This window comes from Brucella sp. (assembly GCF_032066345.1).
GTDB classification, from domain to species: domain Bacteria; phylum Pseudomonadota; class Alphaproteobacteria; order Rhizobiales; family Rhizobiaceae; genus Brucella; species Brucella pseudogrignonensis.
The window spans coordinates 47364-66911 of sequence record NZ_DAMBKZ010000015.1 but is presented as its reverse complement, the minus strand read 5'-3'; the positions used below and the strand labels follow the sequence as shown (position 1 = coordinate 66911).

The following is a 19548-nucleotide window of genomic DNA, read 5'->3' as shown; positions in this document are numbered from 1 at the left end:
ACGCGCATCTTTATCCGAAAACCGTTTCACACTTTTCGGGATGCACTCTAAGCCGCCGAAAATTCAGTTTTGGCAATCTGGTTTCTACCGCTCTTCTTGCTCGTATAGAGCTGATGATCAGCATGTTGCAGCCAAAGCGCGCCACCCATATCGGGATGAGTGCGAGCTGAGGCGACCCCCATGCTGACTGTGACCTTTGTGCTGACAGCTGAGCCAGGATGCGGAATGTTGAGTGACTGGATCTGAAACTGGATTTCGTGGGCTGTTGCCAAGGCCATTTCAGGATCAGCACCTGGGAGCACACAAGCAAACTCTTCCCCACCGTAACGTGCAGTCATCCCCGAAACCTTGTGCACTGCACGGGTAAGAGCAGCCGCAACCATAGCTATACAGCGGTCGCCTTCGGGATGGCCGTAAGTATCGTTGAAGAGTTTGAAGAAGTCGATGTCCAGCATAATCACCGAAAGCCAGGCACCTGCAGGTGCGAGCCGCGAGATTTCAGCGGTCAGGATTACTTCAAGCTGACGGCGGTTGCTAAGCCCGGTCAGGGCATCCGTGACAGCCATCTGTGCGAGTTGGTCGCGCAAACGCTTCAGCTCAATATGGTTGGAAACGCGCGCACGCAGAACCACTGGATTGATCGGCTTTGTCACATAATCGATAGCACCCAGCGAAAGGCCACGAACCTCTGCTTCCTGATCATCGAGGCCGGTTGTGAAGATAACCGGCACGTCCGCTAGCAGACGATCATTCTTCAGGCGCACGCAGACCTCATAACCATCGACGCCCGGCATCATGACATCCAGCAAGATGATGTCCGGCAGCACCGTGCGTGCTACCTCGAGCGCCTGCTCACCTGACGTGGCGAAGCAGATTTCGTAGTGATCTTCCAGCACCGCATTCATGATCTCGATGTTCGATACTTCATCATCAACGATCAGTACGGTTGCACGATTAGGCATTAATTCTACTCCAGGAGTCTTTAGCGCACGGCAAACCGAAGTTTGCTTCTGGTTCTAAATCTGCTGCTGGTTGAGCCAGCGGCATCACTCATCCGTCTATAGATGAAGTTTCTTCAGTGAAGGCTAAATTGAGATTGCGTAACGCCGTCTCATAATCGAGCTTGTCCAATGCAGTTTTCGCATCGCGCAATGCCTCGCCTCTTGGTCCTTCGTCTGCGACGGTGCCGAGCAGCTGCAACAAGGCGTCGAAACTGCTGCGAGCACGCATACTACGACGTGTCAGGTGGTCCCGTAGTGCCGCGACTGCGGCCGCAACATCGGCCGCCTGCGCGTTCACGTCTGAATGCTGAACGAGCGCGGCCTTCTGCTCCTTCAGGCTGGCTGCAGCCTTCAAAGCGGGCTTCATGGCCGAGTTAAGCGCCGAAAGCGTTGGCTCCAGTCCCACCAGCTGTTCATTGGCAATCGCCAATTCGACTTCTGCTGAAATGCGCGATACTTCAGGAAGCTCCAGCGATGCAGCAACGCCTTTCAGCGTGTGGGCAAGACGCCGAGCGCCTGTCAGATCGCCCTTGGCAATCTGATCCATTATCGTCTCGATAACATTTGCAAAGTCGTCATGGAAGCCGATGATGAGACGACGGAGAAGAGCCTGCTTTCCATTCACACGCACGAGCGCGCGCTTGAGATCGAAAGGTGGGAGACGTTCCGGCAAGTCGGTTGAAATGCCTTCAGCTTTCTTTTCCGCTGGTTGTTCCGATGTCGTGTTAGCCTGCCGCGGCTTCATCCAGCGCTCTAAAGTACCGATCAGAACACTTGGATCAATTGGCTTTGCAACGTGATCATTCATGCCCGCTTCGGCACATCTACGACGCTCTTCCTCATAAGCGTGAGCGGTCAGCGCAATAATCGGTAACGCTTCTACCGTCCAGTCGCGACGAATATGGCGGGTTGCTTCAAGACCGTCCATCTCCGGCATCTGCACGTCCATGAGTATCGCGGAATAGAGGGCACCAGATCGCGCAACACTTTCACAGGCAATGCGTCCGTTTTCGGCAATATCAATATCGAGACCCGCATCACTGAGGAGCTGATAAGCAATCTCTCGATTGATCGCATTGTCTTCCACGAGCAGCACATGAGCGCCGCGCAGTGGTTCTGCAATGAGTTCAGAATCCCTTACTGCTTCGCTCTCATCTCTGGATAATGGGAAGAGCGCGTTCAATGTTTGCAGGATCTGCTGCGATTCAATCGGTTTCGGCAGATAGGCTGCGATGCCAGCGCGTGTAGCCTTAGCCTTGAATTCATCGCTGCCATAGGCTGTGATAAGTACAATTTCCGGTAGCTTTGTAAGCTTCGCATTGGCGTACAAGCTGCTGACGGTTTCCATGCCGTCCATGCCTGGCATTTTCCAGTCCAGTAGCAGTACATCATAAGGATTTCCGCGCTGGAAAGCGGTTTCCAAAGCACCGATAACTTCATTACCCGACGCTACAAGGTCTGCTGTCATCGACCAGTCAGCGAAAATGCTCTGCAGAATTTCGCGGGAGGCCGGATTATCGTCGGCCACAAGAACACGCAGTTTTTGAATATGTGCCTGTGGGCGTTCGATGATCGAATGCGCGCGATCCACATTGCCGAGCGTTGTTGTCACGGTGAAGACACTGCCTTTGCCCGGCGTGCTCAATACTGTGATGTCGCCGCCCATCTGTTCGGCAATCTGTTTACTAATGACCAGCCCAAGGCCTGTTCCGCCAAAGCGCCGAGTAGTCGAACTGTCGGCCTGCGAGAAGGAGCTGAAGAGCTTGGATTGCTGATCCGCTGTCATACCAATACCGGTATCGGCAACGGCTATCTGCAAACGGTAATCGCCACTCTCCGTCGGTTTACCGCCGATACGGAGTGTAACCGACCCATTTTCGCTGAACTTGATGGCATTACTCATGAGGTTGAGCAAGACTTGGCCCAGACGCATTTCATCGCCGACAAGCCGCTCTGGCACGCCTTGATCAATATGCAGATTCATCGTCACGTTTTTGGCGCGGGCGTCAGCGCTGGTGATTTGCAGCTTGCGATCAAAGAGTGCGCGTAACTCGAAAGGGCGGTTTTCCAGCGTCAGCTTGCCGGCATCATTTTTGGAGAAATCAAGAATGTCATTGATCAGGCGAAGCAGCGAACCGCTGGCCCCGTTGATTTTGGTTAGGTAATCGCGCTGGCGCTCGGTCATGTCAGTGCGAAGCATCAGATGACAGAAACCCAGAATCGCATTGAGCGGCGTGCGGATTTCGTGGCTCATATTCGCCAGAAACATGCCCTTGGCCTTATAGGCTTGCTCGACCTGCGCTGAGCGTGTTTCGATCTCGGCATTCTTGGCCATGATTTCGTCGCGCATTTTGCTGATGCTGTTGACGCAGGCGACGAGCATGTCTGAGAACCACACCAGAACAGCGGCTTCAAGAGCTACGATTACAGCGTGGATCATCACGCGACGAATATCGCTTCCTGTCGGGAAAACGAGTGAAGGCAGTAGATAGTCAAGCGTCAGATGGTGAAGCGCTACTGCAACGGCTGCAATGATGGTTGCTCTGCTGTCGCACCAGCCGATGGTCAGAGCCAGCATTGCAAAGAAATACATATGCATGTCCATCTGCCAGATATGGCCGCGTAGGAGATAGAGAAGGATGGCAGGTTCCGCGACGAGGGCGACGGCAGACAGGAAGCGAGTGGCCGGTGCGATGTCTGCACGCCACCACATCAGGTTGTAACTCACTGCGAGGAATGCGCCCGCCAGCGCTCCCCCAATCACCGAGGCGCCAGTCCCATAGGCGATGGCCGCGAAAAGTGGCACATGCAGCCAGAACAGAACAACCAGAAAGCGCGCAAAGCGTCTGCGAATATCGTCAAGTTCAATGATCATGTATTAGGCCCCGGTGACCGCAAGGTCGAAACAGCTGGAAAGTTGAGCGGGTTCAAAGACGAGCCACGCACCCGCATCATAAAGTGCAGCAACCGCATCAGGGCGATCGGCGTGGACAACCACAACGTTCATTCGTTCGTTGAAGGAAAGGATCTGCGCATCGGCTTCACTGAGCAGTGTGGCGACTTGAGACGGGTCTGCCCACGGGCGCATGAGGACAGCAAATTGTCCATTTTCTCCGCGCGGAGAAAGCATTGCGTAGACCAGCACTGCAAGGCCGATAAGAAAAAGAGCGAGGGCTGGCAGCATGTCGAGCATGCGCCACTGTGACTGCGCTAAATGGGAGTTCATGTGTCTGTATCCGCAATTCAACACGCCTTGGACGTACTGCTTCATAGTATATAAAAAAGCGCGTGTCTTGCTGTATGTGCTAATTTAAGATTGTATTATTTTTTGATAGCTGAGGCTCTTTCAATCACCCGCATTTGTGACTTCGCAGGAGTGAATGTTGATAGTGAGCATCGATTCGGCCTCTTATTAAATGCAACTTATCAGCTAGTGATCTGATTCAAACATTTGTATTCCTTGGTTCGTAGGTGGAGCAAATGTTGGAATCACAAGGACCACTAGAAGTATATGTATCTTGTGGATTTTTCGAATTTGACGTTCGAAATAGCATATGTGTCAGCCGGGATTCGGGCGTCAAATTTCACCGCCTAGTCGGGATATCAGCCTAAATTGTGATTTGAGAATTCCTCTTTAGTTCAATTGTGAAGCTGGACTGCATCTTAGAGCATGATTGATTGTTTAAGTTGCTAATGATTTTTGAGTTGGGCAGAATTTTGCTTTACGTACCTCAGGACGGACGCTAAGGTTGTGATGTGACGCTTTGGGAGGAGTTCACATGCAATCTAATATTCTAGCGCTGAAAAGCCGCAATGCGTCTGGCTACGACAACGTTGTCTTTGGTCTGTTCGCATGAGTTTGGCTGTGAAACAGAATGCTATTCCGCTTCTTGAAGCGGTGTCATTGTCGAAGTCTTTCGGCCCGGTTCAGGTTCTCAAAAACATCAATCTCAGCATTTATGGCGGCGAAGTTCACGCGATTATCGGCGAAAATGGGGCTGGCAAATCGACATTGATGAAGCTGCTTGCTGGCAACGAGCGTCCCACGAGTGGCGAAATTCGCATTGATGGCGAGCTGATTGCATTTTCTAATCCGGTGGAAGCCGAAGCACAGGGTATTGTCCTTGTGCATCAGGAAATTCTGCTGGCGCCCGATCTGACCGTTGCACAAAATATTTATCTGGGACGAGAACTTTCTAATGGGCTTGTCGTTGATGATAAATCGATGCGCGAAGGCGCGCGCAAAGCTATTCGTGATCTCGGTGCGGACATTAACCCCGATGCAATCGTGGGGAGCCTGTCGATAGCACAGCGCCAGCTTGTGCAGATCGCTCGTGTGCTACTCGTACCGCATCGCGTGGTGATTTTTGACGAGCCAACTGCATCGCTGACACCTGTTGAAACCGAAGCGCTGCTGAAGGTTATCTGCGATATTCGAGCCAAGGGTGTTGCCGTTCTTTATATCTCCCACCGTCTTCCGGAAGTGAAAGAGATTTCGGATCGCGTCACGGTTCTCCGCGATGGAACGCTGGTGGCAGCTCATATGGCGTCAGAGCTTCAACCGAACGATATGGCTCGTCTTATGGTTGGTCGTGATGTTGCGAAGCTTTATCCAGATCGTGTAGCGCAACGCGGCCAGGAGCGTGTGCTGGAAGTCGAAGATTTTAGCGTTCCTGGCTATGTAAAGACTGCAAGCTTTACGTTGAACAGGGGAGAAATTCTGGGCTTTGCAGGTCTGGTCGGAGCAGGTCGCACAGAGCTGATGGAAGGCATTGTCGGGCTTCGTCCAGGTAAGGGACAAGTGCGTCATCGGGGGCAGTCCGTAAACTTTCGCAACGCACATGAAAGTCTTTCCGCTGGGATCGCCTATTTGAGCGAAGATCGTAAGGGCAAGGGTTTGTTGCTCGCCAAGGATCTTGGCATCAATCTGACGCTTGCATCGATCAGTAAGTTTGTGCGTGGATTGCAGATAGACCGGCGAAAAGAGCGTGCAGCGCTTGATGATGCGATCAAAGAATTCGATATTCGCACGGGCCGTAAAGATATTCTTGCTGGACAGTTGTCCGGTGGAAACCAGCAGAAACTTCTGCTGGCAAAGATGATGATGCTCAATCCGTCTATCGTGATCATTGATGAGCCAACGCGCGGCATCGATGTGGGTACAAAAGAGCAGATTTATCAATTCATCGCCAATCTGGCGGACGAAGGCAAATCGATTATCGTTGTTTCATCCGAAATGCCTGAACTGATTGGCATATGCGACCGTATCGTCGTCATGCGTGAGGGCAGGGTCGCGGGCGAAGTATCCGGCGAGCGGATGACCGAACACGACATCGTTGTTTTGGCAACAGGCGTCAGCACAGAAGAAGCGGCATAAAATAAAAGGGGAGTAAATGACTGACGTTGTAACTGACAAAAGCAGGGTGCCGAAGACGTCTCGCGACTGGGATTTGCGGGCTGTAGCACCTTTTGTTGCGCTGCTTCTGCTGCTTGTTCTGGGTACGATTGCCAATCCGAATTTTATCAGCATCGACAATTTGCTGAATGTTGCGACGCGCAGTGCCTTCATCGCAATCATCGCATTGGGTGCGACCTATGTAATCTCGTCAGGAGGATTGGATCTCTCGGTTGGTGCTATGGCTGCCTTCGTGGGCAGTATCATGATCATGTTCATGAACAGCGGTGTTATCGCCGATCCAGTTATGATGTTGATCGCGGCGGTGCTTCTGGCAGTGGTTGTGGGGGCACTTTGCGGGCTGACCAACGGGTTGATTACGACCCTCGGGGGGATTGAGCCGTTTATTGCGACGCTTGGAACGATGGGCATTTATCGCGGTTTGACGACATGGCTATCTCAGGGTGGTGCAATTACGCTGCGTAACCCCGAAATTCAGGCACTTTATCGCCCTGCCTATTTTGGCTCGGTTTTCGGTGTTCCCATTCCAGTCATTGCAATTTTTGTGACAGCAGCGATTGCAGCCTTCGTACTTTATCGCACGCGCTATGGGCGCCATGTTATCGCGGTGGGCTCCAGCGAAGATGTGGCTCGCTATTCGGGTATCTCGGTCAAGCGCGTTCGTACTATTGCCTATGTGGTGCAGGGGTTGTGCGTCGCTGTTGCCGTCCTGCTCTACGTTCCGCGTTTGGGTTCAACTTCTGCGACCACGGGAATGTTGTGGGAACTTCAGGCGATCACAGCGGTCGTTGTCGGTGGTACGGCACTGCGGGGAGGCGTGGGCCGTGTCTGGGGCACAATCTGCGGTGCATTCATTCTCGAAATCGTCGGCAATATCATGCTGCTTTCCAATTTCATCAGCGAATACCTGATCGGGGCGATTCAGGGTGCGATCATCATCATTGCTATGCTGGTGCAACGGTCGCTCTCGCGACGATGAAAACTGGGGCGTAACGCACAGCGTTATCGCGCCCCGACGACAAGTTTGACGGGATTGAAGGGGCGGTCCGGTCACTCAGGGATAAAGCCCCCTGAACATTTGGGAGGAAATAATGCGAGGAAAATTTCTAGGTGTTGCTTTTGCTGCCTTGGCGGCTGGAGCTTTAGCCTTTACCGGCGTAGCAAGTGCGCAGGATAAGAAGGTGACGATCGGCGTATCGATACCTGCTGCTGACCATGGTTGGACAGCTGGTGTTGTTTATCATGCCGAACGCGTCGCCAAGCTTCTGATGCAGGAGCATCCCGGCCTCAACGTGATCGTCAAGACATCACCAGATGCAGCCAGCCAGGCAAATGCGTTGCAGGATCTGGCTGTTCAGGGGCTTGATGGTCTTGTCGTGTTGCCAACCGATCCAGATCCGCTGGTCAATGCGATCAAGGAAATCAAGGATAAGGGCACTTTTGTAGCGCTCGTTGATCGCGCACCAAGCAGCAATGACAATTCGATCCGTGATCTTTATGTGGCGGGCAACAATCCGGCCTTGGGTCAGGTCGCTGGCGAATACATCAAGAAGACCACACCTGATGCACAGGTCGTCGTTATTCGCGGCCTTCCGATCCCGATTGATCAGCAACGTCAGGACGGTTTTGACAAGGGTATCGAAGGCTCCAACGTCAAGATTCTTGATCGCCAGTATGGCAACTGGAACCGTGACGACGCCTTCCGTGTCATGCAGGACTTCCTGACAAAGTACCCTAAGATCGATGTTGTCTGGTGTCAGGATGACGATATGGCTGTCGGTGTGCTTGAAGCGATCAAGCAGGCCAACCGTGAAGACATCCAGTATGTCATCGGCGGTGCTGGCTCCAAGGACATGATCAAGAAGGTCATGGATGGCGATAAGCTTATGCCGGTTGATGTGCTTTATCCGCCTGCAATGGTTTCCACCGCTATGCAGTTGGCTGCAGGTCATTTCTACGACCAGATTCCGGTGAGCGGCAACTACATCCTCGACGCTACTTTGGTGACCAAGGATAATGCCGAACAGTTCTACTTCCCGGATTCTCCTTTTTAATATCCTTCTGCGCGCCCGCTTTGTCGGGCGCGTATTTGAGTTACCCCAATACAGTTTTGAATTTCATTCGGAGGACTTTTGATGAAGACGATCAAGGGGCCAGGGATATTTCTCGGGCAGTTTGCAGGAGATGAAGCGCCGTTCAATACCTGGGATGGCATCACGAAATGGGCTGCAGAAAAAGGCTATGCCGGTGTGCAGGTTCCCACATGGGCAAGCCAGCTGATCGATCTGAAGAAGGCTTCTGAATCGAAAGATTATTGCGACGAATTTGCAGGCGTTGCGCGCGAAAATGGCGTTGAAGTGACCGAGCTTTCAACCCATTTGCAGGGCCAGCTTGTTGCCGTGCATCCAGCTTATGATGAAGCCTTTGATGGTTTTGCAGCACCGGAAGTGCGTGGCAATCCGAAAGCGCGTCAGGCATGGGCTGTTGAACAGGTGAAGATGGCAATCCGTGCCTCGCGCAATCTTGGTATCGGCGCTCATGCAACGTTCTCTGGCGCTTTGGCCTGGCCGTTTATCTATCCATGGCCGCAGCGTCCTGCCGGTCTTGTCGAAACGGCATTTGATGAACTAGCGCGCCGCTGGCTGCCAATCCTCGATCATGCGGAAGAGCATGGCGTGGATATCTGCTATGAAATCCATCCGGGTGAAGATCTGCATGACGGCGTGACGTTCGAGATGTTCCTTGAACGCGTCAAGAACCATCCGCGTGCGAATATGCTTTATGATCCATCGCATTACGTGCTGCAATGCCTCGATTATCTCGACAATATCGACATCTACAAAGACCGCATCAAGATGTTCCACGTCAAGGATGCCGAGTTTAACCCGACGGGTCGTCAGGGTGTTTATGGCGGCTATCAGGGCTGGGTGAACCGCGCTGGTCGCTTCCGTTCGTTAGGTGATGGTCAGGTCGATTTTGGCGCAGTGTTTGCAAAAATGGCGGCCAATGATTTTGATGGTTGGGCTGTGGTCGAATGGGAATGCGCGTTGAAGCATCCTGAAGACGGCGCGCGTGAAGGGGCTGAATTCGTCAAGCATCATATTATCCGCGTGACCGACAAAGCCTTCGATGACTTCGCTGCTGGCGGCACCGATGACGCTGCCAATCGCCGTATGCTGGGATTGTAAGGTAGTTCAATGACCATTGAAGCAAAAACCAAAGAAACAGCCAATCCACGCATTCGACTTGGCATGGTTGGCGGTGGTGCAGGGGCCTTTATCGGTGGTGTGCACCGTATGGCCTCACGCCTCGATAATCGCTTTGAACTGGTGGCGGGGGCTTTGTCCTCGTCGCCAGAAAAAGCGCAAGCCTCGGGGCGCGAGCTGGGGTTGGCGGAAGACCGCATCTATTCGAGCTACAAGGACATGGCGATCCGTGAAGCGCGTCTCAAGAATGGTATTGAAGCGGTCGCAATCGTTACGCCAAATCATGTGCATTATGATGCCGCAAAGGAGTTTCTGCGCCGCGGCATTCATGTGATCTGTGACAAGCCACTGACCTCGACCTTGGCTGATGCAAAGAAGCTCAAGAAAGTAGCCGACGAAAGCGGTGCGCTGTTTGTGCTGACGCATAATTATACCGGCTACCCAATGGTGCGACAGGCGCGCGAAATGATTGCCAATGGCACGTTGGGTGATCTGCGCGTGGTGCAGGTTGAATATGCGCAGGACTGGCTCACGGAAGCGGTTGAAGAAACGGGCGCCAAGGGTGCTGTGTGGCGTACCGATCCAGCACAATCCGGTCTTGGTGGCGCAACGGGTGACATCGGCACTCACGCCTTTAACTTGGCATCCTTTGTCACCGGCCTGACGCTGGACAGTCTGGCAGCTGATCTTGATAGCTTCGTTCCGGGTCGCCGTCTGGATGACAATGCGCATGTGATGCTGCGCTTTGGAGGCGGGGCCAAGGGTATGCTCTGGTGCAGTCAGGTGGCACCGGGCAATGAAAATGCGCTGCGTTTGCGTGTCTATGGCACCAAGGGTGGCATTGAATGGGCGCAGGAAGATCCGAACAGGCTCTGGTTCACACCGTTTGGTGAGCAGAAGCGGCTGATTACCCGAGGCGGTGCAGGTGTTGGCGATGCGGCAACCCGCGTAACCCGTGTGCCGGGCGGCCATCCGGAAGGCTATCTCGAAGCCTTTGCAACGATCTACAGTGAAGCCGCAAATGCTATTCAGGCCAGACGGGACAACACCAACCCTGACAGTGCAATCATCTATCCAACTGTCGACGACGGCGTCAAAGGCGTTGCATTCATCGATGCCTGTGTCCGATCGTCAAACAAAAATGGCGGATGGGTGAGCCTTTGAAGCAATAAAATTGGAAAGCGTCGCCATTCTGGGCGGCGTTTTTGTTTGGGCAATCTGGCATCTATAATGCTTCTTTTGTGCCGCCGTAGAAAAGCCATCTTGATTTTATGTTTGAATGAAACGTGCCTGATAAAACGATCACATAATTAAACGTTTCTGCGGGTACGAATTCAAAGCTTTTCGAAAGCGTGTTCCATGCAGAAGTTCCGCCCTGTGATTGCCAGCGGGCCACTGTGCCTTTTAACGGCACTTTACGTTCTTATATTCACAAACACGTCGTTCTGGCGTGCAATCGGCGCCTATTATGCTGATGCTCCATTAAGGCTGGCTGGCATAGCCGTGGCGCTATTGCTTCTGTACGTCGCGCTATTTGTGCTGTTTTCGGCGAAATATATTATCAAGCCGATGCTGATCCTGTTTGTGCTAATCGCGGCGGGCGGCTCTTATTTCACAGATACATTCGGAACGATCATCGACAAGTATGTCGTTGAAGCCGCACTTACCACCACACAGGCTGAATCCGGTGCGCTCCTGACGCCAAGCTTTCTCTGGCATATGCTAATTTTTGGTGTTGTTCCGTCAATATTGATTGTCTGGGTGCGTATCAAACATCGACCTATTATCGGCAAGCTGATGGTAAACACAGGCATTATCTTCACCTGTCTGATTGCTTCAGTCGCCATACTTGGTGCGAATTATGCTGCGTATTCATCGATGTTTCGCGAGCATGGTGCCGATATCATGCAGAAGCTGATGCCAAGCACGCCCATTGCCAGTACAATCCAATATGTCTCACATGTTTATAAGAACCGCGCTATTGTTATGGAGCCGCTTGGGCTTGATGCCAAACAGACACTGACGCAATTGCCGGCAGGCAAAAAGCTGGTAACGGTCGTTGTCGTGGGGGAAACCGCGCGTGCGCAGAATTTCAGTCTCAATGGTTATGCGCGTGAAACCAATCCCGAATTGAAAAAACGCGATGTTGTTGCCTTCACCGATACAACGAGTTGCGGAACAGAAACTTCCGTTTCAGTGCCTTGCATGTTTTCGCCTTTCACCCGTGAAGACTATTCCAATACGAAGTTCCGCGGTTCTGAAAACCTGATGGACGTGCTCAAACATGCAGGCGTGCAGACGAGTTGGTATGAGAATAATACCGGCAGCAAGGGTGTAGCCGAGCGCATCAAGTTGATCGATTTGCAGGACGCGCAGGACAAGCGCTATTGCGAAGGCGGCGAATGTCTCGATCAGATATTGGTGGATAGCCTGTCCAAAGAACTCAGTGAAGTTTCCGGCAATACGACCATCGTTCTGCACATGACGGGTAGCCATGGTCCGGCCTATTATCGCCGATATCCGGCTGAATTTGCGGGATTTAAACCTGACTGTCGTTCAAATGATTTCGCTAAATGTTCGCAGGAAGAGATTGTCAACGCCTATGACAACTCGATCCTCTATACAGACCATATTTTGTCAGAGGTTGTCGATCTTCTCAAAGCGCATGAGGACAAGTTTGCATCTGCGATGATTTATATGTCCGATCATGGCGAGTCGCTTGGCGAGGACGGTCTTTACCTTCACGCAGCTCCCTATTTCATTGCCCCATCGCAACAGACACACATACCGTTTATCACATGGTTTGCACCGGAATACGCGGCCGATACCGGTCTTGATCTCGATTGCTTGCGCAAGACGACAGCGGAGCCGTCATCGCATGATAATCTGTTTCATACTGTGCTCGGCATGATGGCGGTCAAGACATCTGCTTACGACCAGAAGTTAGACCGTTTTGCCGCCTGTCGAACACCACATAACGTGGCGCTGAACTAAAACAAAAACCCCGCTCGATGAGCGGGTTTTTTGTGTTGCGTAAGATTAAACGTAGCGGTTGACTACGTTTTCCAGATATTCCTGACGACCGGATCGCGGCTGCGGATTGATGTCTTTTGCTTCAACTTCCGATGCAATCTGCTCCAGCGACATGCCGGTTGCAAGTGTCTTGCCGAAATCGCCAGACCAGCCAGCATAACGCTCATCAAGCGGCTTGCTCAGTGCGCCGTCCTGCAACATACCAGCTGCAGCCTTGAGTCCGCGCGCGCAGCAATCCATGCCGCCGATATGGCCGATCAGCAAGTCTTGCGGATCAAGCGACTGACGACGCAGCTTGGCATCGAAATTGGTGCCGCCATTCTTCAAGCCACCGTTGAGCAGCACCTGATAATAAGCGAGCGCCATTTCCGGCACATTGTTCGGAAACTGGTCTGTATCCCAGCCCGACTGATAGTCATTGCGGTTCATGTCGATGGAACCGAGGATGCCAAGGCTGCGGGCCAATGCCAGCTCATGCTCAAATGAATGGCCTGCGAGAATTGCATGGCCCTGTTCGATATTGACCTTCACCTCGTTTTCGAGGCCATAGCGCTTGAGGAAGCCATAAACCGTTGCGACATCGTAATCATACTGATGCTTGGTTGGTTCCTGTGGCTTTGGCTCAATCAGAATTGTACCCTTAAAGCCGATCTTGTGCTTGTACTCGACCACCAGATTGAGAAAGCGGCCCATATTGTCGAGTTCACGCGTCAGGTCGGTGTTGAGCAGGGTTTCGTAACCCTCACGGCCACCCCAAAGCACATAATTGTCGCCGCCAAGACGCTTGGTTGAATCAAGGCAGGTTTTCACGGTCGCCGCTGCAAAAGCAAATACTTCCGGATCGGGATTGGTCGCAGCGCCTGACATATAGCGGCGATGTGAGAAAAGATTGGCTGTGCCCCACAAAAGCTTAATGCCGGTTTCGGCTTGCTTACGCTCGAAAATATCCACAATGGCTTCGAGGTTCTTCGTGTTTTCAGCAAAATTATTGCCTTCCGGGCGCACGTCGGCGTCGTGGAAGCAATAGAAAGGTGCGCCGAGAAGCGAGAAGAATTCAAAGGCTACATCAGCTTTCAGCTTGGCAGCTTCAAGACCATCCTTATACCAGGGGCGGTCAAACGTGCGTCCGCCGAAAGGGTCGCCACCTTCCCATGCGAAGGTGTGCCAATAGGCGACTGCAAAACGTAAGTGGTCTTCCAGACGCTTGCCGAGGACGATTTCGTCCGGATTATAGTGGCGGAACGCCAGCGGATTATCGCTGTCGGGACCTTCATAACGTATTTTCTGGATGTCGCCGAAAAATCCGGTGCTCATCATGCTCCTCCAATGTTGATGCGGATGACGCTGCGTCTGGGCTTACTGAGCCAGAGGTCGCAGCGCGGGATAAAGTGCGTGGTAACGCTGATAGGCTTCGTCATATGAAGCGGTCAGCGTGTGTTCGGGTTCAATCGTGCGGGCTGTGCGCGGCGGCGTGCAGATTGCAAAAGGATCGGCGCTACTGGCGGCGATCAGACCAAGACGTGCTGCGCCAAATGCGGCACCGAAATCGCCTTCTTCGGGAAGAGAAATTGGAACATTCAATGCTGTGGCAATAGATTTGAGCCAATAGGCAGAGCGCGAACCACCACCAACTGCGATGAGCGATTTGATCTCCGTGCCTGCCGATTGCAGTGCCACAAGGTTATCGCGGATAGCAAAAGCCACACCTTCAAGGACTGCCTGCGTCATCGCTTTGCGGTCTGTTTCGTGCTCAAGGCCACTGAAAACGCCACGAATTTTGGCGTCATTGTATGGGGTGCGTTCGCCGGAAAGATATGGCAGGAATGTTGTGCTGCCGGGTGCCTTGAGCGTGTCGCCAAGCTCGGCGTCCAGTGCGTGCGGGCTGGTACCTGTAATGCGCGAGAACCAATCGAGAGCGCTCGCAGCCGACAAAATGACACCCATCTGGTGCCATGTGCCGGGAAGCGCATGACAGAAAGCGTGGACAGCACTTTCTGGCTTTGGCTGATAAGCGCCATTGGCGGCAAACAGAACACCTGATGTGCCAAGCGAAACGAAGGCATTGCCGGGTTGAACGGTTCCCATGCCGCAGGCGGAGGCCGCGTTGTCACCCGCACCACCGGCAACGACAGGAGCGTTGGATATTCCCCAACGTGCGGTGAGTTCAGCGCGCAAAATTCCGGTGCCGTCGCTGCCCTCGGCAAGTTTGGGCATGTGGTTTTCGGTCAGCCCAGTCTTGGAAAGCAGATCGGATGACCATTTGCGTGCGCCGGTATCAAGCCAGCTTGTTCCAGCGGAATCCGACATGTCGGATACATACTCGCCGGTGAGCCAGAGGCGCAGATAATCTTTTGGCAACAGAACCTTGCGGGTGCGCGAGAAAATATCCGGTTCGTTGCGCGCCACCCACACGAGTTTGGGTGCGGTAAAGCCCGGGAAAACGATGTTGCCGGTTATGGCACGAAAGGCCGGATCGGCATCGAGTTCGGCAGCCTCTTTATAGCTGCGTGTGTCATTCCAGAGAATGCAAGGCCGAAGCACCTGATCGTTTTCATCAAGCAGCGTAGCACCGTGCATCTGACCAGAAAGGCCAATGCCTGCAACGGCGGCAAACTCTTTTGGATGTGCTGCGCGCAGGCCATCAATGGCTGCTTCACAAGCTTTGATCCATTGTGCAGGGTCCTGTTCACTCCAGCCTGGATGTGGGCGGGACACATCAAGTTCACCATGCGCTGAGCCAATAAGCTTCTGTTCGCCGTCGATCAGAAGCGCTTTTACGCCGGATGTTCCAAGATCAAGTCCGAGATACATAATTGCTCCAGTCGAATTATCGTGTGTTCCGCGCCTCAGTCGAGCTGCGGCAGGTTGTCTTTAAGAAAGATTTCGATGCGGATATGTTCCTGTCCTTGCACAATGGCGAGGCGGTCCGCAGTTGCTTTGAGAACGCGTATGGCACTGCGAATTTCATGTCCTGCATCCTGTGCCAACACAGCATGAACAAGACCATCTTTCAGAGCCTGCGATGTGACACCATCGCGTTCGTGGGCGATGACCAGGGGTCGATTCCCGTTTCGGGACGCTGCGAGCGCGCGGACAAGACCGCTATTGCCTGCACCCAGGCTATAAATTCCTGCCACGTCTTTGTGCTTTTCAAGAAGCTCAAGCACGAGCTTTTCAACGCGTGCGCCTTCATCAAAACCTTCGAGAACCGGTAAAATCTCGCGCCCTGAAAAGCCAGATTCCATTGCACTTTTGAAGCCCTCAAAGCGCGCCAGATGGTCATGCACTTTCAGCGAACCTGCGATAACTGCGATGGCGCCGCCGGTGCCATTGGCAAACAGGCCCAGCAAATGCGCTGCTGTCCGCCCCGCCGCGCCATTATCAATGCCCACATAATGTGCCCGCGATGAGCGGTCGAGATCGGAAACCAGTGTTACAGTGTGGATGCCCAATTGGGTAAGCCGTGCGCAGGCCTCCCGCACCGGATCAGTATCGACTGCAACAAAGGCGACACCGTCAGGTTTGCGCTCTGCGCTTTCATCCAAAGCCTTAACAAGTGCCGCTTCATTGAACGCCGGTACAAGCACGAGATTGATCAGAACACGCTCGGACAGACCCCGCTCTGTCGCCGCTTCAAGTTCTGCGCGCAGGCTCTGCATGAAGGTGTTTTCATTATCCGGCAAAATAAAGTCGAACTGGTAGAGTCTACCCCGGGCGAGATTGGCGGCACCCACATCACGAACATAGCCGAGCGTGTCCATCGCGGCCGTCACGCGGTCGCGAGTCTTTGCTCTGACGCCGGGACGGTCATTCAGCACACGGTCAACCGTGGCGAGACTGACGCCCGCTGTTCTGGCTATGTCATGCACTGTGGGTTTCATTCTCACTCCTCGGGGCGGAACATAGGAGCTAAAATGAGGTACGTAAATCAAAAAATGCTTGCTATTCATTTTTCTTCACGTATCAATTGCACCCGAGGATGGGATCGTGTGCCTGAGCGCACGGTTCTACTGGAGTGATCTTGGTGCAAGGCACCGCAGGGAGGATCAACCAGATAAAGAGTGAGCGCCTCTTTGGGGGTGGCTTTGTCGTGCCAGACTCCGGGGGCGGGTTCGTTCGGGGCGAGGTCATTTATCAACCGGCACAAAGCCGGCGGTGATTGGAGGAAACGTGCATGAAACGTCGTAATTTTCTAACAGGCGCGCTGGTGGCAGCAGCTTTGGGTATCGGGTCAATGGGTGCCGTGCCTGCTTTTGCATCGCCGGAAAATCCGGTTATCGGCTTTTCTATTGACGATCTGCGCGTAGAGCGCTGGGCACGCGACCGCGATTATTTCATCGCAGCAGCAGAAAAGCTGGGTGCCAAGGTCAATGTTCAGTCGGCTGACGGAAACGAAGAGAAGCAGGTCAAGCAGGTTGAAAACCTGATCTCGCAGGGCGTAGATGCCATCGTGATCGTCCCGATGAATTCGAAGGTTTTTGATGCGGTCGTAGCCGACGCTAAGGCTTCGGGCATTAAGGTTCTTTCCTATGATCGCCTGATCCTGAATGCCGATATCGATGCTTACATTTCCTTCGACAATGAGCGCGTTGGTTTCATGCAGGCGGAAGCCGTGCTGAAGGCTAAGCCGGAAGGTAATTATTATCTGCTCGGCGGTTCGCCAACCGACAACAACGCGAAGCTGCTGCGTGCCGGTCAGGAAAAAGCGCTGAAGGAAGCAGTCGATTCCGGTAAGGTCAAGATCGTTGGTTCGCAATGGGTCAAGGAATGGAGCCCGACTGAAGCGCTCTCCATCATGGAAAATGCTTTGACCGCTGCATCCAATAAGATTGATGCCGTTGTCGCTTCCAATGACGGCACCGCAGGCGGCGCAATTCAGGCGCTCGCAGCACAGGGTCTTGCAGGCAAGACTGCAGTTTCCGGTCAGGACAGCGATCTGGCAGCTGTTAAGCGTCTCGTCGATGGCACGCAGACCGTGACCGTTTACAAGCCGCTCAAGCTGATTGCTGAAGAAGCAGCAAAGCTTACCGTGCAGCTCGTCCGTGATGAAAAGCCGGAGTTCAACGGCAAGATCGACAACGGTTCGAAGGAAGTCGACACGCTTCTGCTGACGCCAACTGCCGTGACCAAGGACAATATCGACGTCTATGTGACGGACGGCTTCTACACCAAGGAACAGATTGAAGGGAAGTAAACCTTCCGTCTCGCGAACCTGAAAACAGGTTGTGGGGCCATGTGTTGTAAGCTCTGCTTTTGCATCTGGCCTCGCATAAATCTGGCAACCTTTTTCTGACAGCGCTGTCGGATGCGGATTTAAGCGCCGGATATTTTAAAAAATACTGCAAGGTCGATATTGATGTCCGAATATCTTTTGGAAATGCGAAACATCGGTAAAGAGTTCAACGGCGTGAAGGCGCTGGATGGCATTTACCTGAAAGTGCGCGCGGGAGAATGTGTCGGGCTGTGCGGTGAAAACGGGGCGGGAAAATCCACCCTGATGAAAGTGCTTTCGGGTGTTTATCCCTATGGCACATGGACTGGCGAAATATTCTGGGAAGGCCGTGAACTTAGGGCGAGCGGCATTCGTGATACTGAAGCTGCGGGTATTGTCATCATCCATCAGGAGCTGATGATGGTGCCGCACCTCTCGGTCGCGGAAAATATCTTTCTTGGTTCTGAGCCGACGACTGGCGGGTTCATCGACTACGACCAGATGAATGCACGGGCGACGGAATTGCTCGCTCGTCTCAAGATAAATGATATCAATGTTGCATTGCCGGTTTATCATTACTCAGGCGGTAAGCAGCAGCTGATCGAGATCGCAAAGGCGATCAACAAGAATGCCAAGCTTCTAATCCTTGACGAGCCAACCTCGGCGCTGACTGCTTCAGAAACGCGGGTTCTGCTTGACCTGATCAAGGACTTCAAAGCGCAGGGCATGGCTTGTGTTTATATTTCTCACAAGCTTGATGAAGTGGCGGAGATCTCCGACACGGTCACAGTCATTCGTGATGGCGCGCATATCGCGACACGCCCTATGGCTGAACTCACAACGCCCGATATCATCACGATGATGGTTGGTCGCGAGATGAAAAACCTCTTCCCGCGTGAACCACACGATATTGGCGAGGTGATGTTTGAAGCCCGCAATGTAAGTTGCTGGGATGTGACTAATCCGGATCGTAAAGTGGTCGACAATGTTTCGTTCGCGCTAAGGCGCGGCGAGATACTGGGCATAGCGGGCCTTGTTGGTGCGGGGCGTACGGAACTCGTATCGAGCCTGTTTGGTGTCTGGCCGGGCGCCCATCAGGGGCAGGTTTTCCTCGAAGGCAAGGAAATCAAAATCCGGACGCCGCGCGATGCGGTGCGGCAGGGCATTTGCATGGTGCCGGAGGATCGCAAGCGCGATGGCATTCTGCCCATCATGCCAGTTGGCCACAATATGACGATTTCCGTGCTTGATCGCTTTTCGCTGCGCGGCCTTATCGATAAGGAATCCGAACTCGCGACTATCCAGCGTGAGATTTTGCGACTCAGGGTCAAGACCGCTGATCCGATGTTGGCTATTGCCTCACTATCTGGCGGCAATCAGCAGAAAGCCGTGCTTTCAAAAATGATGCTGCCTGACCCGAAAGTGCTCATTCTGGATGAGCCGACACGCGGCGTTGATGTTGGTGCGAAGTACGAAATTTACAAGCTGATTTTCGCACTCGCCAAACAGGGCGTATCGATTTTGATGGTTTCGTCAGAAATGCCGGAAGTGCTTGGCATCAGTGATCGCGTGCTCGTCATTGGCGAGGGCAAATTGCGCGGTGACTTCCCGAATGAAAACCTCACCCAGGAGAAGGTTCTTGCCGCGGCGATTGGCAAGCCTGCAACCAATGCGGCCTAG

Annotated in this window: 14 protein-coding genes; 8 read left to right on the top strand and 6 right to left on the bottom strand. The window is 53.2% G+C overall.

The features are described from left to right. Window positions 1-47 precede the first annotated feature (47 nt). From RT142_RS17575 to RT142_RS17565, 3 genes are all read right to left on the bottom strand, one after another. On the bottom strand, window positions 48-962 hold the full coding sequence (locus tag RT142_RS17575; RefSeq protein WP_007877812.1) for a diguanylate cyclase: 915 nt from the start codon (window positions 960-962) through the stop codon (window positions 48-50). Between the two features lie 88 nt (window positions 963-1050). After that, window positions 1051-3876, bottom strand: a complete 2826-nt coding sequence (locus tag RT142_RS17570; protein WP_313030285.1) for a response regulator — start codon at window positions 3874-3876, stop codon at window positions 1051-1053. Between the two features lie 3 nt (window positions 3877-3879). Further along, window positions 3880-4227, bottom strand: coding sequence for a hypothetical protein (locus RT142_RS17565; protein ID WP_007877815.1), 348 nt, complete (start codon window positions 4225-4227; stop codon window positions 3880-3882). 627 nt (window positions 4228-4854) lie between these two features. Here RT142_RS17565 and RT142_RS17560 point away from each other — a divergent pair. The 6 genes from RT142_RS17560 to RT142_RS17535 all read left to right on the top strand — a co-directional run bounded on the left by RT142_RS17560 (window position 4855) and on the right by RT142_RS17535 (window position 12617). Beyond that, on the top strand, window positions 4855-6378 hold the full coding sequence (locus RT142_RS17560; protein WP_313030283.1) for a sugar ABC transporter ATP-binding protein: 1524 nt from the start codon (window positions 4855-4857) through the stop codon (window positions 6376-6378). 16 nt (window positions 6379-6394) lie between these two features. Continuing rightward, the gene (locus RT142_RS17555; RefSeq protein ID WP_007877818.1) at window positions 6395-7396 is read left to right on the top strand and encodes an ABC transporter permease; all 1002 of its coding nucleotides are present in this window, start codon (window positions 6395-6397) and stop codon (window positions 7394-7396) included. Between the two features lie 112 nt (window positions 7397-7508). After that, window positions 7509-8471 carry a substrate-binding domain-containing protein gene (locus RT142_RS17550; protein WP_007877819.1) on the top strand — a complete coding sequence of 321 codons (963 nt, stop codon included), beginning with the start codon at window positions 7509-7511 and terminating at the stop codon, window positions 8469-8471. 81 nt (window positions 8472-8552) lie between these two features. Next, complete coding sequence (locus tag RT142_RS17545) at window positions 8553-9605, top strand: sugar phosphate isomerase/epimerase family protein (RefSeq protein ID WP_194780047.1); 1053 nt, start codon at window positions 8553-8555, stop codon at window positions 9603-9605. Between the two features lie 9 nt (window positions 9606-9614). Beyond that, window positions 9615-10787, top strand: coding sequence for a Gfo/Idh/MocA family oxidoreductase (locus RT142_RS17540; RefSeq protein WP_313030278.1), 1173 nt, complete (start codon window positions 9615-9617; stop codon window positions 10785-10787). Window positions 10788-10982: 195 nt separating this feature from the next. Then, complete coding sequence (locus RT142_RS17535; protein ID WP_113486890.1) at window positions 10983-12617, top strand: phosphoethanolamine transferase; 1635 nt, start codon at window positions 10983-10985, stop codon at window positions 12615-12617. A gap of 45 nt (window positions 12618-12662) precedes the next feature. Here the strand turns inward: RT142_RS17535 and xylA are convergent, their stop codons facing one another. The 3 genes from xylA to RT142_RS17520 are packed head-to-tail and all read right to left on the bottom strand — an operon-like array spanning window position 12663 to window position 16537. Beyond that, window positions 12663-13970: a xylose isomerase gene (xylA, locus tag RT142_RS17530; protein WP_112807528.1), complete on the bottom strand. Its 1308-nt coding sequence runs from the start codon at window positions 13968-13970 to the stop codon at window positions 12663-12665. A gap of 42 nt (window positions 13971-14012) precedes the next feature. Further along, a complete protein-coding gene (gene xylB / locus RT142_RS17525) occupies window positions 14013-15467 on the bottom strand; it encodes a xylulokinase (RefSeq protein ID WP_313030273.1) in 1455 nt (484 codons plus the stop codon). Window positions 15468-15502: 35 nt separating this feature from the next. After that, complete coding sequence (locus RT142_RS17520) at window positions 15503-16537, bottom strand: LacI family DNA-binding transcriptional regulator (protein WP_113496905.1); 1035 nt, start codon at window positions 16535-16537, stop codon at window positions 15503-15505. Between the two features lie 293 nt (window positions 16538-16830). Between RT142_RS17520 and xylF the strand changes: the two genes are divergently transcribed. Both xylF and RT142_RS17510 read left to right on the top strand, forming a co-directional pair. Beyond that, window positions 16831-17850, top strand: a complete 1020-nt coding sequence (gene xylF, locus RT142_RS17515) for a D-xylose ABC transporter substrate-binding protein (RefSeq protein ID WP_064321208.1) — start codon at window positions 16831-16833, stop codon at window positions 17848-17850. 162 nt (window positions 17851-18012) lie between these two features. Further along, entirely contained in the window at window positions 18013-19548 is a 1536-nt protein-coding gene (locus RT142_RS17510) for a xylose ABC transporter ATP-binding protein (protein WP_113159783.1), read from the top strand.

Excerpts from the sequence above, each read along its gene's own strand:
- RT142_RS17575 (WP_007877812.1), bottom strand. The coding sequence starts at position 962 with ATGCCTAATCGTGCAACCGTACTGATCGTTGATGATGAAGTATCGAAC.
- RT142_RS17570 (WP_313030285.1), bottom strand. The coding sequence starts at position 3,876 with ATGATCATTGAACTTGACGATATTCGCAGACGCTTTGCGCGCTTTCTG.
- RT142_RS17565 (WP_007877815.1), bottom strand. The coding sequence starts at position 4,227 with ATGAACTCCCATTTAGCGCAGTCACAGTGGCGCATGCTCGACATGCTG.
- RT142_RS17560 (WP_313030283.1), top strand. The coding sequence starts at position 4,855 with ATGAGTTTGGCTGTGAAACAGAATGCTATTCCGCTTCTTGAAGCGGTG.
- RT142_RS17555 (WP_007877818.1), top strand. The coding sequence starts at position 6,395 with ATGACTGACGTTGTAACTGACAAAAGCAGGGTGCCGAAGACGTCTCGC.
- RT142_RS17550 (WP_007877819.1), top strand. The coding sequence starts at position 7,509 with ATGCGAGGAAAATTTCTAGGTGTTGCTTTTGCTGCCTTGGCGGCTGGA.
- RT142_RS17545 (WP_194780047.1), top strand. The coding sequence starts at position 8,553 with ATGAAGACGATCAAGGGGCCAGGGATATTTCTCGGGCAGTTTGCAGGA.
- RT142_RS17540 (WP_313030278.1), top strand. The coding sequence starts at position 9,615 with ATGACCATTGAAGCAAAAACCAAAGAAACAGCCAATCCACGCATTCGA.
- RT142_RS17535 (WP_113486890.1), top strand. The coding sequence starts at position 10,983 with ATGCAGAAGTTCCGCCCTGTGATTGCCAGCGGGCCACTGTGCCTTTTA.
- xylA (WP_112807528.1), bottom strand. The coding sequence starts at position 13,970 with ATGAGCACCGGATTTTTCGGCGACATCCAGAAAATACGTTATGAAGGT.
- xylB (WP_313030273.1), bottom strand. The coding sequence starts at position 15,467 with ATGTATCTCGGACTTGATCTTGGAACATCCGGCGTAAAAGCGCTTCTG.
- RT142_RS17520 (WP_113496905.1), bottom strand. The coding sequence starts at position 16,537 with ATGAAACCCACAGTGCATGACATAGCCAGAACAGCGGGCGTCAGTCTC.
- xylF (WP_064321208.1), top strand. The coding sequence starts at position 16,831 with ATGAAACGTCGTAATTTTCTAACAGGCGCGCTGGTGGCAGCAGCTTTG.
- RT142_RS17510 (WP_113159783.1), top strand. The coding sequence starts at position 18,013 with ATGTCCGAATATCTTTTGGAAATGCGAAACATCGGTAAAGAGTTCAAC.